The organism is Clostridium sp. AF23-6LB, assembly GCF_003461085.1.
In the GTDB taxonomy this organism is placed as follows: domain Bacteria; phylum Bacillota; class Clostridia; order Lachnospirales; family Lachnospiraceae; genus Coprococcus; species Coprococcus ammoniilyticus.
The window spans coordinates 1-12,873 of the sequence record NZ_QTWK01000001.1 but is presented as its reverse complement, the minus strand read 5'-3'; the positions used below and the strand labels follow the sequence as shown (position 1 = coordinate 12,873).

Here is a 12,873-nt window from a genome sequence, read left to right as displayed (position 1 = left end):
CTCGATAACAGAGAATGAATTGATAAGAATAACGAGAGAAAGAGGTATGCAGATGGGTTTATTAACTTTTTCGGGTGGTATTCATCCATATGAAGGCAAAGATCTAACAAAAGACAAGCCTGTCAGAGAATATCTTCCAAAGGGAGAGTGTGTTTATCCGCTCAGTCAGCATATAGGTGCACCGGCTGTTCCGATCGTAAAGCGTGGCGACCGTGTACTGGTAGGACAGAAGATTGCAGAGGCGGGAGGATTTGTTTCGGCAAATATCCATTCTTCAATCTCAGGAACGGTAAAAATGATCGAACCGAGGATGACAAGTGGCGGTAATAAAGTAAATTCAATCGTAATAGAAAATGACGGTTTATTTGAGACGGTTGATTTCTCCGAGAATGTGCGAGATCTCTCCACACTTTACAGAGAAGACATCAAGGATATGATCAAGGAGGCAGGTATTGTTGGAATGGGCGGTGCAGGTTTTCCGTCTCATGTAAAGCTGTCACCGAGAAATGAAGATGATATCGAATATATCATTGTAAACGGTGCGGAGTGTGAACCGTATCTGACTTCTGATTACAGAAGAATGTTAGAGGAGACAGATAAGCTGATCCTTGGACTTCAGATCTGTGTAAATCTGTTTGATAAGGCAAAGGGAATTATCGCGATTGAAGACAATAAGCCGGAAGCAATTGCAAAGATCTCAGAGCATCTGGCTGATAACGATAAGATCGAGGTAAAAGTTTTAAAGACAAAATATCCACAGGGTGCGGAACGTCAGTTGATTTATGCAACGACAGGAAGATATGTGAATTCCAAGATGCTTCCTGCAGATGCGGGCTGTATCGTACATAATGCAGATACGATTGTTTCCATCTATGAAGCGGTGATCGAGGGTAAGCCACTGTACACCAGAATCGTAACGGTTACAGGTGATGCTATCGTTAATCCATGTAATCTGCTGGTTCGTAATGGTACAAGCTGTCGGGAGATCATAGAAGCGGCAGGCGGTTTTAAGGATGGCAAGCTGCCGGAGAAGATCATTGTAGGTGGACCTATGATGGGTAAAGCGATGTTCTCGCTCGATGTTCCGGCAGTAAAAGGTCTGTCAGCACTTCTTTGTATGACACATGATGAGGTTCAGGACTGGGAGCCATCTGCATGTATCCGTTGCGGAAGATGCGTGGATGTCTGTCCGGGAAGAATTATTCCGTCAGATCTTGCAAAATATGCAGAACATGGCAATATAGATGCATTCTTAAAGCATGATGGCATGGAATGTTGTGAGTGTGGCTGTTGTTCTTATGTATGTCCTGCCAAGAGACATTTGACACAGACAATAGCCGGAACCAGAAAGAGTATTCTGGCAAGTAAGAAGAAGTAGGAGGTGGAGACATGGAAGAAACAACATTGAGTATTTCTGCATCTCCGCACGTCAGAGATCGGAAAACGACATCATCCCTGATGCTGGACGTGATCATTGCATTACTGCCGGCGAGTGTGTTTGGTGTATATAATTTTGGAACAAAAGCATTTGTGCTGATCTTAACCTGTATAGCATCTTGTATTTTTTTTGAATGGGGCGTGGAAATGCTCCTGCACAGAAACAGTACAGTAAAAGATTTCAGTGCAGTCGTAACAGGCCTGCTTCTGGCACTTAACCTTTCGCCGGAGGTTCCTGTATGGATGGCGATACTCGGAAGCGCATTTGCCATTATTATAGTAAAACAGTTATTTGGCGGTCTGGGTCAGAACTTTATGAATCCGGCACTTGGAGCCAGATGCTTCCTGTTAATATCATTTGCGGGAAAGATGACTACATTTACATATGATGGAGTTACAACAGCGACCCCACTTGCGATTTTAAAGAGTGGCGGAACAGTAGATGTATTAGATATGTTTATCGGAAGAATTGCAGGTACGATCGGTGAGACATCTGCGATCTGTCTGTTGATCGGTGGTTTATATCTGATTATTCGTAAGGTGATCAGCCCGATCATCCCACTGGTTTATATCGGAACATTTTCCGTATTTATATTCCTGTACTCCCTTGCATCCGGCATGGGCTTTGAGCCATTATATCTGGCAGCGCACCTTTGTGGTGGTGGTCTGATGTTAGGTGCTTTCTTTATGGCGACCGACTATGTAACATCACCTATTACGAAGAAGGGCAAGGTTGTATTTGGTATTATCCTCGGACTTCTGACCTTCCTGTTCCGAATCTATGGCGGATCAGCAGAAGGTGTATCTTATGCGATCATTATTTCGAACCTTCTTGTTCCGTTGATCGAACGGTTTACACAACCGAAGTCATTTGGTAAGGGCGCTGAGCTTCAGAAGGAAGAAGGCGGCTCGGCAGCAGACAGCAAGAAGATGGATAAGAAATCAATTGTCATCGCAACGGTAGCAATCCTTGTCATTACACTTGTTGCCGGCGGTGTGCTTGCATATGTACAGCAGATCACAAAGAAGCCGATCGAACAGGCGGAACAGCAGGCAAAGGAGGACGCATACCGGGAAGTATTTACAGATGCGGATGCCTTCCGGACGGTAGATGGCTTCGACAGTGAGACTGCATCTACATGGCTTTCGGATAAAGGCTATAAGGCAGATATAGATGATGCAGTAACTGCCTGTGACAAAGATGGAAATGCACTTGGTTATGTATTTGTTATTACATCCCATGAGGCATATGGCGGAGATCTTCAGCTTGCTCTTGGTGTAGCAGAGGATGGAACTACAAATGGTATCTCCTTCCTGTCATTAAGTGAGACAGCAGGTCTTGGTATGCAGGCAGATACAGATGAGTTCAAATCACAGTTCGCAGGCAAGAATGTAGCACAGTTTAAATATACAAAATCCGGTGCGGCATCGGATGAGGAGATCGATGCATTAAGTGGTGCGACGATCACGACAAATGCAGTCACGAATGCAGTAAATGCGGGACTTTCCTATGCAGATTATCTGAAAGGAGGAGCAAACTAATGGGTAAATGTACAGAACGTTTATACAATGGTATCGTGAAAGAAAATCCAACCTTCGTACAGATGCTTGGTATGTGTCCGACACTTGCGGTTACATCATCAGCGATCAACGGAGCAGGTATGGGACTTTCTACAACCTGTATTCTGGTGTTGAGCAATGCGTTTATCTCACTGCTTCGTAAAGTGATACCGGATAAGGTCAGAATACCATCTTATATTGTTATCATTGCTTCCTTTGTAACGGTTATTCAGTTTTTAATGCAGGCATACCTGCCGTCCTTAAATGACAGCCTTGGAATCTATATTCCACTGATCGTAGTAAACTGTATTATTCTTGGACGTGCAGAGAGTTACGCTTCGAAGAATAAAGTTCTTCCGTCAATCTTTGACGGACTTGGAATGGGACTTGGCTTTACGATCGGTCTTACCTTGATCGGTATGTTCCGTGAACTGATCGGAAAAGGCTGTGTATTCGGATTCCAGATCATTGGAGATGGTAACCTTCTTCAGAAGACATCAGGAGCAGGAAAAGCAATCGGAGATGTGCTTGCAGCATATACGCCGATCACAATCTTTGTACTTGCACCGGGAGCATTCTTTGTACTTGCTTTTATTATTGCAACGATCAATAAGAGAAATGCGAAGAAGGCAGCAAAGGCACTTGCAATTGGAGAAGAGATCCCTGCAAGCTGTAAGCCGGAATCCTGTATGGGATGTGCAAACATCATGTGTGCAGGAAGAAAGGCTGCTATGCAGGATACTCAGGTTAATGTTCAGACAAATGCCGGCAAGGCATCCGCTGCACAGACTCCGTCAGCACCGGCACCACAGCCGAAAAAGGTTGTGATCCCAGACAAGATAGCAAAGAAACCGGTAGAGCAGGAAAACGGACAACAAGTGCAGTCGGTACAATCAGCGCAGCAGCCGGTTCCAGAGCAACCAGCACCAGTCGTACAGCAGGCTGTTGCTCAGAGTACACTGCAGCCACAGATAGCAGCTTCATCAGAGACTACGACTACTCCGGTTTCACAGGAGCCGCAAATACAGGTAGCACAGGTAGTACAACCAGAGCAGCAGCCGGTACAGGAAAAGCCAGCGTCAACCGTACAGCAGACTCCGGTTCAGGTGGCAAAAGAGATGTCTGACAGACCGAGAATCCATATTCCGGCGAATCTGAATAGAGTACCACATGCAGTTGTTCTCTCAGAGACAGACAATCCGGTTTCAGAGCCAGAGAAAGCGGAAGCAGTATCGGAAGAATCCGATATGGTTGACACATCAAAGCTTGTAAGACCAGATGTTGCAAGTGCAGATCAGGTAAACAAATATCAGGAATTTGATGAGAAACCGACAGATAAAAAGAATAAGAAAAGGGGAGGTAGAAAATAATGCATATTTTATTATTGGCAGTTGGAGCAGCCCTCGTAAATAATGTAATATTAAGCCAGTTCCTCGGACTGTGTCCTTTCCTTGGCGTATCAAAGAGTGTAAACACAGCAACCGGTATGGGCGGGGCAGTTATATTTGTAATGACGATCGCTTCAGCGGTAACGAGTATTGTTTATTATGGAATCCTTTCCCCGCTGGGATTAGATTATCTGAATACAATCGTGTTCATCCTTGTAATAGCGGCACTGGTACAGTTTGTAGAGATGTTCTTAAAGAAGAATATGAAGTCTTTATACGAGTCACTTGGAGTATACCTTCCCCTGATCACAACAAACTGTGCAGTTCTTGGTATCGCACTTTCAAATGTACAGAATGAATATACGATCCTTGAGAGTATAGTAAATGGTTTTGGTTCAGCAGTAGGTTTTGCGATCTCAATTACGATCCTTGCAGGTATCCGTGAGAAGTTGGAATACAGTGATATTCCGGAAGCATTTAAGGGTACTCCGATCGTTCTGATCACATCAGGTCTGATGGCAATAGCGTTCTTTGGCTTTGCCGGATTGATATAAGGAGGGATCGTTATGGATATTACAACAATTCTGATCGCAGTTGCTGTTGTAGCAGGCGTTGGTGTCATCATTGGTATTCTGCTCGGTGTAGCTGGTGAAAAGTTTAAAGTTCCGGTAGATGAAAAGGCAGTTATGGTGCGGGAGCTTCTTCCCGGAAATAACTGTGGTGGATGTGGATATCCCGGTTGTGATGGTCTTGCAGCAGCCATTGCAAAGGGTGAGATGCCGCCATCTGCATGTCCTGTTGGAGGTGCAGCCGTTGCAGAGGCAATCAGTGCAGCACTCGGCGTAGAGAATACAGCAAGCACTAAGTATGTAGCCTTTGTCAAATGCGCAGGTGACTGTGAGAAGGCAAAGGATGTCTATGACTATGTTGGACCAAAGACCTGTGTTCTTGCACAAAACAGCCCAAATAACGGGCCAAAGGGCTGTACATATGGCTGTACAGGATATGGTTCCTGCAAGGCAGTCTGTGAATTCGGTGCGATTGATATTATAGATGGCATTGCAGTTGTAAATGAGGAAAAATGTAAAGCGTGCGGAAAGTGTGTAGATGTCTGTCCAAGACATCTGATCGAGCTGGTTCCATACGATGCCCCTCATCGTGTCAGATGTAATTCAAAGGAAAAAGGAAAAGAAGTAAAGGCAGTATGTTCAGCAGGGTGTATCGGCTGCTCACTCTGCGTCAGATCCTGTGAATTTGATGCGGTATCGGTAGATCAGAACCTTGCACACATTGATTATGATAAATGTACCCATTGTGGCGCATGTGCCAGAAAGTGTCCGGTCAAGATCATAAGCTGATCAATGTGATCGGATTCAGAATCTGACTGCTGTGACTGATTCATAGGCAGATCGGTGAAACCGATAATTTATATGTCTAAATATATTCTCTGCTTCATATTATGATACGGAAGGTGGATTTTGTTGAAAAGGGAATATAGATGAGATTTTGTGAATTAAAAGAAAAAGAAGTAATAAACTGCAAGGACTGCCAGCGGCTTGGCTTTGTTGCAGATATTGAATTTGATCCCTGCTCCGGAAGAATTGAGGCGATAATTGTTCCAGAGCAGGGAAAAATTTTCTGGTGCTTTGGATCTTGCGAGGAGTATCGCATTGATTTCTGTAATGTAGTAAAGATCGGGCCGGATATTATTTTAGTTGACATTCCACCCCGAATATGTAAAAGTTAGTAGCAGAGAAAATAGAGGGGATAAAATAATTTTCCCTGATTTACGGAGGCAAAAACATGAGATGTCCATTTTGTTATGTTGATGATACAAGAGTTATAGATTCCAGACCGGCGGATGACGGTTGTTCGATTCGAAGAAGAAGACAGTGCGATGCCTGTGGCAGACGTTTTACGACGTATGAAAAGGTTGAGACGATCCCGCTTATCGTAATCAAAAAGGATAAGAACAGAGAGACTTATGACAGAAAGAAGATCGAATCCGGTATCATAAGATCCTGTCATAAAAGACCGGTATCTGCGGAACAGATATCCAAGTGTATCGATGATATCGAGAACGAAATCTTTAATCTGGAGGCAAAAGAAGTAGAGAGTACAACAATCGGTGAGATCGTTATGGATAAGATCAAGGATCTGGATCAGGTAGCTTATGTAAGATTTGCTTCTGTATACAGAGAGTTCAAAGATGTGAATACATTTATGAATGAGCTGAGTAAGTTATTATCTGCAAATTCTGACAAGAAATAGACGGGAACAATCATGGTAGATTCATATAACACAATACTGACACCGGGCATCGATGAGATAGTTGAGAAGAAATCCAGATTTATCGGTTATGCACAGCCGGTTTCTTCAGAAGAAGAAGCATATGCGTTTGTAGAAAGTGTCAAGAAAAAACATTATGATGCACGACACAATTGCCATGCATTTGCAATCGGAAAAGAGAATACCCTTTATCGTTTTTCAGATGACGGAGAACCGCAGGGAACAGCTGGAAAACCGATATTAGAAGTGATATCGGGAAATCAGGTAACAGATATTTGTATTGTGGTTACAAGATATTTCGGTGGTACTCTGCTTGGAACAGGAGGGCTTGTCCGGGCATACACAGAAGCCGCTAAGCTTGCCCTTGCAGATGCCGGCATTCACCAGATGCAGCGCATGAAGCTTATGGATATCACCTGCTCCTATAATGATTCCGGCAAAGTACAGTATCTCTTATCAACAAATGAGATCAGCATAGAGAATACAGAATATGGCGCAGACGTAACCTTCCATACAGCAGTCCCTGTCTCCGATGTATCTATGATCGAAAAGAAGATTACAGAAGCAACAGCAGCCCGCGCTGTAATCGACGAAAAAGGCGAGAAATTCGTATAAACAAGGCTCATTCTTTTTGCGCCAATTAATTTAAAGTAAATATAAAATAAGCTTGCCTGTAGCGTCATATAGCGTCACAGGCAAGCTTATTTTTGTTTTCCCTAAAAAAAGGTCGGCGGAAAAAGGTAGGACAGATACCGCAGGATCGGCGCATAATCCTCCAGATGCAGGAAGATCGGCGAGAAGATCAAAGTGCAGATTACAAGAACCGGCAGAGCCGATACAAACGGCTTATAATGTCGGAAGATAAGCAGACAGATAAAAGTGAACAGCAGACACAGCAGTATATATCCGGACATCTTTAACAGAAATGGCAGGATGGCTTCCGGCTGCTCATATAAGTAGAGCGTAACTACACTGACCAGCCATACCGGTGTTATATTAGCAAGAATACCGGTCAGACAGAAACGCAGTCTTTTCCGTTTGGATACTCTGTCATAGATGTGTTCATCCTGATCCTTCAGATAGACCAGCAAACCGACCAGAGAAGATAAGAACAGAAGAAAACCGGTAAATGCATGAACCGGGAACAGATCTACGCGGTCGGTTGTTCCGTGGTAGGCTCCTGTATTATTGACAGATAACCGGAAGACAGAATCACTGTTCATATAATTTCTGTATTGATCTTCCAGATATGACTGGAAAGAACTCCGATAAAAGCCTTTTGTGGCAGAATTCGATGCCAGATAGTTGACGGCAATAGCCGGCGAGAAAGTATCCAACAGCCGGTCGAATAATGTTTCGGAAAAGATTGTCTGGAACATCGAAGATGGGGAAGTGTATAAGCGAATGTGGCAGTTCTTGATATCATGTATAAATGCGTCAGAAAATCCATTGTCAAACGCAAATCCACAGTCATACCGCCCGGATGCAACCTGATCCTTTAATTCCTCCATAGAACTGCATTTCTCGAAAGTAAAGCAGTCCTGATGTCCGGAGAGCTCCTGCTCCACCTGTGCCAGGTAACTGTTTGATTCTTCCATATAATATCCACAGATGAATACCGTGCTTTTTTCTTCCACCGGCAGATTTTTTATATAGAATGCCGTGAACGGAATGATCAGCAGCAGAAGAAGATTGATGAATTTTTTTGAAGTCCGTTTTAACAGGATTCTGTATTGACGTAACAGCATAAGCAGTTGTCCTTTCATCGATTAATGGTAAAAGCCATTACATAAGTGGTTTAACAGTTGATAATACGGGGTATGTTCAGCAAAATTCTGGATGAAGTCAGGCAGAAGTCTGACCGGAACAATACCGCCTCCGATATAAGCCAGTAAGAAAGCTGTCAAAAATAACAGCAGGCATGCCCCGGAATATCCGGTTGGCAGATACCCGATCAGCAGGATAACGAATCCGATAAACAGGATCGCGAGTATTCCGGCAAAGAATCCCGATATATGAAACTGCAAAGGGGCAAAATGACCGATCGTACCTCCGGTCATACAGCTAAAGAACAGTATCGTATAGATCATAAATAATGTGATCGTAAGTGTCAGATACTGACTGATTATAATATGCGCTCCGGTGATTCCGTGAAGCTTCAGACGAAGACGTAATGTATCAGAATTCCCTTTTATAAAAGATAAAAAGACGATTCCGCTGAAGAACAGCAGAAGCAGCAGCCCGGATACTATATAATACTGATAAGGGGTATAAGCTCCGGTAAGCTGTAAGTCTTCTCTGATATAAAGCTCTGTTCTGGATAAAACATAATCCATGTAGAGATTATCGGCATCCGTTGCAATTTGATCCAGTGCAGTATCCGGGAGCCCCATTTGATATGCTCCCTGATAAATGATCGTAGTTGCAGCCTGTGCAGTAGCAAGCATTGATGAGGTGGATTTGAATACCTCATTTAGAGTGTAAGTATCTAAAGTACCATCCTGATTATAAATGACTGTGATCGGATTGTCCTCTCCGTATATAATGCTGTTGATGATATTATCAGGAATGATGATCAACGCCTTGATTTCGTCGTTTGCAAGCATCTGTTTGCCGTGATCTTCGGAAGCTATCTCGATGAAACGGCAGGTAGCCCGGTAGCTGTCCATTTCACTTACCATAGAATATGCCATCTTGGCATAAGGAGAAGATGCATCGGCAACCAGCCCGACATTGACCGGTTCGATGGTCTGCTCATTATATAATAACCGGTTTGACAGCAGAACGACGACAGAGAGTCCGACCGCCAGAATGAGAGTAATCAGGACAAGCGGAAGAAACCGCTGCTTTATTCTTTTAAGGTCTGTTAGAAATAATCGAAAAAACATAAGAACATTCACATCCAATCTGAATCAGGCACGAAGCATGGCTGCGTAATCTGCACCATTTGCTTCCTGTAGTAAACCATCCTTTAATATATAGATGCGATTACAGATGGAGAGCGCATCTTCTTCATGTGTTGCAACGATAATGCTGCCTCCATTACCGGTATATTCCTTCAGATAGTTCAGAATTCCTTTTTTACAGAGAAGATCTAACGCAGCAAGTGGTTCATCCAGTAATAAAAGATCCGGTCGCTCCAGCATACAGATAGCAAGGCTCAGACGTTTCTTCATACCACCGGACATTGTACTTACCTTCTGATGAAGAAAAGCATCTACACCGAGTTTTTTTAAGATAGAGAGGCTGTAGGTGCTGTTTAGCTCGGCAGATCTGCCGGAGTACCAGAGCTTCAGATTATCCAGACCGGACAGCTCCGGAATCAGTGGATTTTCCTGTGGAAGAAAACTGACCGTATTATCCGGTTCGTCAAAAGAATAAGTGCCATGATCCTGTCGGAGTCCGCCGGACAGAATACCAAGCAGCGTTGATTTTCCGGAACCGTTGATTCCCAGAAGCCCGATACATTCACCGGGTGCAACTTGCAGGGAGATATGATTTAGTACCATTTTCTTTTTATAATTTTTTCCAATATCATTTACAGTAAACATATTAATAATCCTCTTCAATAACCTGAAAATCCAGATAGTCGAATTCAATCGCTTCCACGAAATTATCATGATTGAAACGTGTTCTTGCGTGGAGAATAAAATCATTTTGATTTTTCTTCAGCCAGATCGGTTTTGCAAGATCAAATTCATAGCACATTTCCTCTAATGCTTTGTATACCTTTTTTGTTCGTGTCAAAGACGCATCATCTATACAGACAACCGTATCCTTTATCAGCCGGTTATCCTTCATTATTTTACCCCATACTCGGAACATAAGTTAAAACCTCAATTTCTATATAATATATGTAAAAATATTGCATACCACAAAAATCATTCTGTAATCTGTCATAAAAAACTGTATTTCAATTTCCATATGAAGTCAAGCATAAATAAATGTAAGTTGTTCAAAATTTTTATACACGAAAAACACATTTCTTCTACATGGAAAACACACTTCTTACACAATTACAGATTATAGTATAACCTGTAAATAAGAAAGAGAGCAGTAAACAAAAGAAAGCTGCTGTTACATAGAAAGAAAGGATGATTGATTATGGATGAGAATTTTAGAGAAGAACAGGATCGTCAGTTCAACTCAGAAAGCCAAACACAGGAACAGACACAGACAGCTTCCGAACAGACGACGGAACAGATGAATATGCAGAATGAGAATAGCTCCTATGGACAGAACTATGGAAGCAGCAACGTATATGGACAGACTGGTGCAGAACAGAACGCAAATGCATATAACCGGCAGAATGCACAGAGTAGTATGTATCATGGAACACCGGGACAGAATATGTATTTTGGCGGTGCATTTTACTCCAGCAATCAGCATGCAGGATATAACAGCCAGACCGGCTATACATCAGCTTACACGAATCCATCAGGAAATGCTGCACAGGGTACAGGTGCTTCCACGCAGAATATGAATGGTTATTCCGAAAATGTAAATAAAGCAATGCAGAAGGCTGCTGAGAAGGAAAAGAAAAAATCAGAAAAGATGGTACGCTCGGCAAAGAAGAAAGCAGATAAAAAAGCTAAGAAAGAAATGAAGAAAACAAACGGTGGTAGAAGTACAGGAAAGAAGGTAGCAACGACTATAGCTGCGGCAGTTGTCTTCGGACTGGTTGCAGGCTGTGTCTTCCAGGGTGTCCGGTATGGAAGCGATAAGTTCTTAAAGAAAGAAAATCAGACGGTTCAGATCGGATCAGATACAACTACAAGCTCCGCTTTGCTCGATGCAAATGCATCCGGAAGCACCGGTGACTACAGTGTAGCAGATGTAAGTGCAACTGTAATGCCATCCATTGTATCCATAACAGGAACATATGTAACAACATATCAGTACTGGTTTGATACCTATGAGCAGGAGCAGTCAGGAGCAGGCTCAGGTATCATAATCGGAAAAGATGAAACAAGCCTTTATATCCTGACGAACTATCATGTGGTAAAGGATGCAAAAGAATTATCAGCAGGATTTATAGATGGTGAATCAGCCGGTGCAGAAGTAAAAGGCTATGACGAATCAAATGATGTAGCGGTTGTAACCGTTCCGTTAAAGAAGATCAAGGACGACACATTAAGTCAGATCAAAGAGATCACAATCGGTTCATCCGAGAACTTAAGAGCCGGAGATCCATGTATCGCTATTGGTAACGCGCTTGGATATGGACAGTCGGTAACAGTAGGATATATCAGTGCTCTTGACCGTGAAGTCAGTGTAGATGACGGAACTGTAAAGGTTCTTCAGACTGATGCAGCTATCAACCCTGGTAACAGTGGTGGTGCTCTTGTAAATATGAAGGGCGAACTGATCGGTATGAACACAGCGAAATATGTAGACAGTACAGTAGAAGGAATGGGCTACGCACTTCCTATATCCGATATACAGGATATCATCAACGATATTCTTGCAGGCAAGAGTACAACCAAATCAGGATCAACCTATCTTGGTGTAACCGTTAAAAATATCACATCTGAATATGCAGAAGGACTGAATATGCCGGAAGGAGTATATGTATATTCGGTAAGTGAAGGATCTCCGGCAGAGAAATGCGGACTTCTTACAGGTGATATCATTGTAGGTATTGATGGAAATGATATTTCAGACAGTACAGATCTTCAAAGCCAAATAGCAAGTGGAAAGGTTGGCGATGAGATCGAGATCGAATTCTACAGAAATGAAAAAGGCGAATATGTTAAGAAAACTGTAAAAGCAACTCTGGAAGCAAAGACAGAAGATCTGACACAGAATAACTAGAAGTTTTAATATATACAGATAGAGAATATCAGACGGAAGCCTTGAATATGGACAGTTATATATATAAGTATAACAGCCATATTTGGGGCTTTTTTCAGGCATAATAAAAAAATGCAAAAAATGTCAAAAAAGTGTTGACATCTGACGTCTGATTTAGTATTATATCAACTGTTCGCGGTACGAAACACCAAACGAACAAAGATCACAACTTACATATTTCATGATGATTCTCATCTGGAAAGCATGCAGAACATCAAAAAAGAAATTAAAAAGTTGTTGACAAAGAACACTGAATGTGATAGCATATAGAAGTTGTCGCTGATGAGTTCGACAACAAAGAACCTTGAAAAATTAACAACATGACAACCCTGAAATTCCAAATAAA

The 12,873-nt window shown here is 42.6% G+C and carries 12 protein-coding genes and 2 pseudogenes; 10 read left to right on the top strand and 4 right to left on the bottom strand.

The features are described 5' to 3' along the window. Window positions 1–52: 52 nt before the first annotated feature. The 9 genes and pseudogenes from rsxC (at window position 53) to DWY07_RS00030 (ending at window position 7,289) form a co-directional block, all read left to right on the top strand. The gene (gene rsxC, locus DWY07_RS00065) at window positions 53–1,378 is read left to right on the top strand and encodes an electron transport complex subunit RsxC (protein WP_117821882.1); all 1,326 of its coding nucleotides are present in this window, start codon (window positions 53–55) and stop codon (window positions 1,376–1,378) included. 11 nt (window positions 1,379–1,389) lie between these two features. Continuing rightward, window positions 1,390–2,325 (top strand): annotated as a pseudogene (locus DWY07_RS13325) (RnfABCDGE type electron transport complex subunit D); the annotation flags it as partial. A 42-nt stretch (window positions 2,326–2,367) separates the two neighbouring features. After that, entirely contained in the window at window positions 2,368–2,979 is a 612-nt protein-coding gene (locus tag DWY07_RS13320) for an RnfABCDGE type electron transport complex subunit G (protein WP_226800999.1), read from the top strand. Continuing rightward, window positions 2,979–3,635, top strand: a pseudogene (locus DWY07_RS13315) (electron transport complex subunit E); the annotation flags it as partial. The gene DWY07_RS13320 and the pseudogene DWY07_RS13315, both read left to right, overlap by 1 nt. Before the next feature lie 728 nt (window positions 3,636–4,363). Next, window positions 4,364–4,939 (top strand): RnfABCDGE type electron transport complex subunit A, encoded by a 576-nt coding sequence (locus tag DWY07_RS00050; RefSeq protein WP_117785396.1) that lies wholly within the window; start codon window positions 4,364–4,366, stop codon window positions 4,937–4,939. 12 nt (window positions 4,940–4,951) lie between these two features. Next, window positions 4,952–5,743: an RnfABCDGE type electron transport complex subunit B gene (locus tag DWY07_RS00045; RefSeq protein ID WP_173783569.1), complete on the top strand. Its 792-nt coding sequence runs from the start codon at window positions 4,952–4,954 to the stop codon at window positions 5,741–5,743. Window positions 5,744–5,883: 140 nt separating this feature from the next. Further along, window positions 5,884–6,132, top strand: a complete 249-nt coding sequence (locus tag DWY07_RS00040; RefSeq protein WP_117785395.1) for a YlmC/YmxH family sporulation protein — start codon at window positions 5,884–5,886, stop codon at window positions 6,130–6,132. A gap of 56 nt (window positions 6,133–6,188) precedes the next feature. Beyond that, window positions 6,189–6,656: a transcriptional regulator NrdR gene (gene nrdR, locus DWY07_RS00035; protein WP_021943105.1), complete on the top strand. Its 468-nt coding sequence runs from the start codon at window positions 6,189–6,191 to the stop codon at window positions 6,654–6,656. Between the two features lie 12 nt (window positions 6,657–6,668). After that, a complete protein-coding gene (locus tag DWY07_RS00030) occupies window positions 6,669–7,289 on the top strand; it encodes a YigZ family protein (protein WP_117821879.1) in 621 nt (206 codons plus the stop codon). A gap of 101 nt (window positions 7,290–7,390) precedes the next feature. Here DWY07_RS00030 and DWY07_RS00025 read toward each other — a convergent pair whose 3' ends face one another. Genes DWY07_RS00025 through DWY07_RS00010 form a run of 4 tightly spaced genes read right to left on the bottom strand, consistent with a single transcriptional unit; the run spans window position 7,391 to window position 10,499 of the window. Then, complete coding sequence (locus DWY07_RS00025; protein WP_173783570.1) at window positions 7,391–8,422, bottom strand: ABC transporter permease; 1,032 nt, start codon at window positions 8,420–8,422, stop codon at window positions 7,391–7,393. Window positions 8,423–8,443: 21 nt separating this feature from the next. Further along, entirely contained in the window at window positions 8,444–9,562 is a 1,119-nt protein-coding gene (locus tag DWY07_RS00020) for an ABC transporter permease (protein WP_117821877.1), read from the bottom strand. Window positions 9,563–9,586: 24 nt separating this feature from the next. Continuing rightward, window positions 9,587–10,225, bottom strand: a complete 639-nt coding sequence (locus tag DWY07_RS00015) for an ATP-binding cassette domain-containing protein (protein WP_117821876.1) — start codon at window positions 10,223–10,225, stop codon at window positions 9,587–9,589. Window position 10,226: 1 nt separating this feature from the next. Beyond that, window positions 10,227–10,499, bottom strand: coding sequence for a hypothetical protein (locus tag DWY07_RS00010; RefSeq protein ID WP_021943110.1), 273 nt, complete (start codon window positions 10,497–10,499; stop codon window positions 10,227–10,229). 279 nt (window positions 10,500–10,778) lie between these two features. Between DWY07_RS00010 and DWY07_RS00005 the strand changes: the two genes are divergently transcribed. Then, complete coding sequence (locus DWY07_RS00005) at window positions 10,779–12,488, top strand: trypsin-like peptidase domain-containing protein (RefSeq protein WP_226800997.1); 1,710 nt, start codon at window positions 10,779–10,781, stop codon at window positions 12,486–12,488. Window positions 12,489–12,873 lie beyond the last annotated feature (385 nt).

Bases quoted from the DNA above. Each gene is read 5' to 3' on its own strand.
- rsxC (WP_117821882.1), top strand. From the start codon at position 53: ATGGGTTTATTAACTTTTTCGGGTGGTATTCATCCATATGAAGGCAAA.
- DWY07_RS13320 (WP_226800999.1), top strand. From the start codon at position 2,368: ATGGATAAGAAATCAATTGTCATCGCAACGGTAGCAATCCTTGTCATT.
- DWY07_RS00045 (WP_173783569.1), top strand. From the start codon at position 4,952: ATGGATATTACAACAATTCTGATCGCAGTTGCTGTTGTAGCAGGCGTT.
- DWY07_RS00040 (WP_117785395.1), top strand. From the start codon at position 5,884: ATGAGATTTTGTGAATTAAAAGAAAAAGAAGTAATAAACTGCAAGGAC.
- nrdR (WP_021943105.1), top strand. From the start codon at position 6,189: ATGAGATGTCCATTTTGTTATGTTGATGATACAAGAGTTATAGATTCC.
- DWY07_RS00030 (WP_117821879.1), top strand. From the start codon at position 6,669: ATGGTAGATTCATATAACACAATACTGACACCGGGCATCGATGAGATA.
- DWY07_RS00025 (WP_173783570.1), bottom strand. From the start codon at position 8,422: ATGCTGTTACGTCAATACAGAATCCTGTTAAAACGGACTTCAAAAAAA.
- DWY07_RS00020 (WP_117821877.1), bottom strand. From the start codon at position 9,562: ATGTTTTTTCGATTATTTCTAACAGACCTTAAAAGAATAAAGCAGCGG.
- DWY07_RS00015 (WP_117821876.1), bottom strand. From the start codon at position 10,225: ATGTTTACTGTAAATGATATTGGAAAAAATTATAAAAAGAAAATGGTA.
- DWY07_RS00010 (WP_021943110.1), bottom strand. From the start codon at position 10,499: ATGTTCCGAGTATGGGGTAAAATAATGAAGGATAACCGGCTGATAAAG.
- DWY07_RS00005 (WP_226800997.1), top strand. From the start codon at position 10,779: ATGGATGAGAATTTTAGAGAAGAACAGGATCGTCAGTTCAACTCAGAA.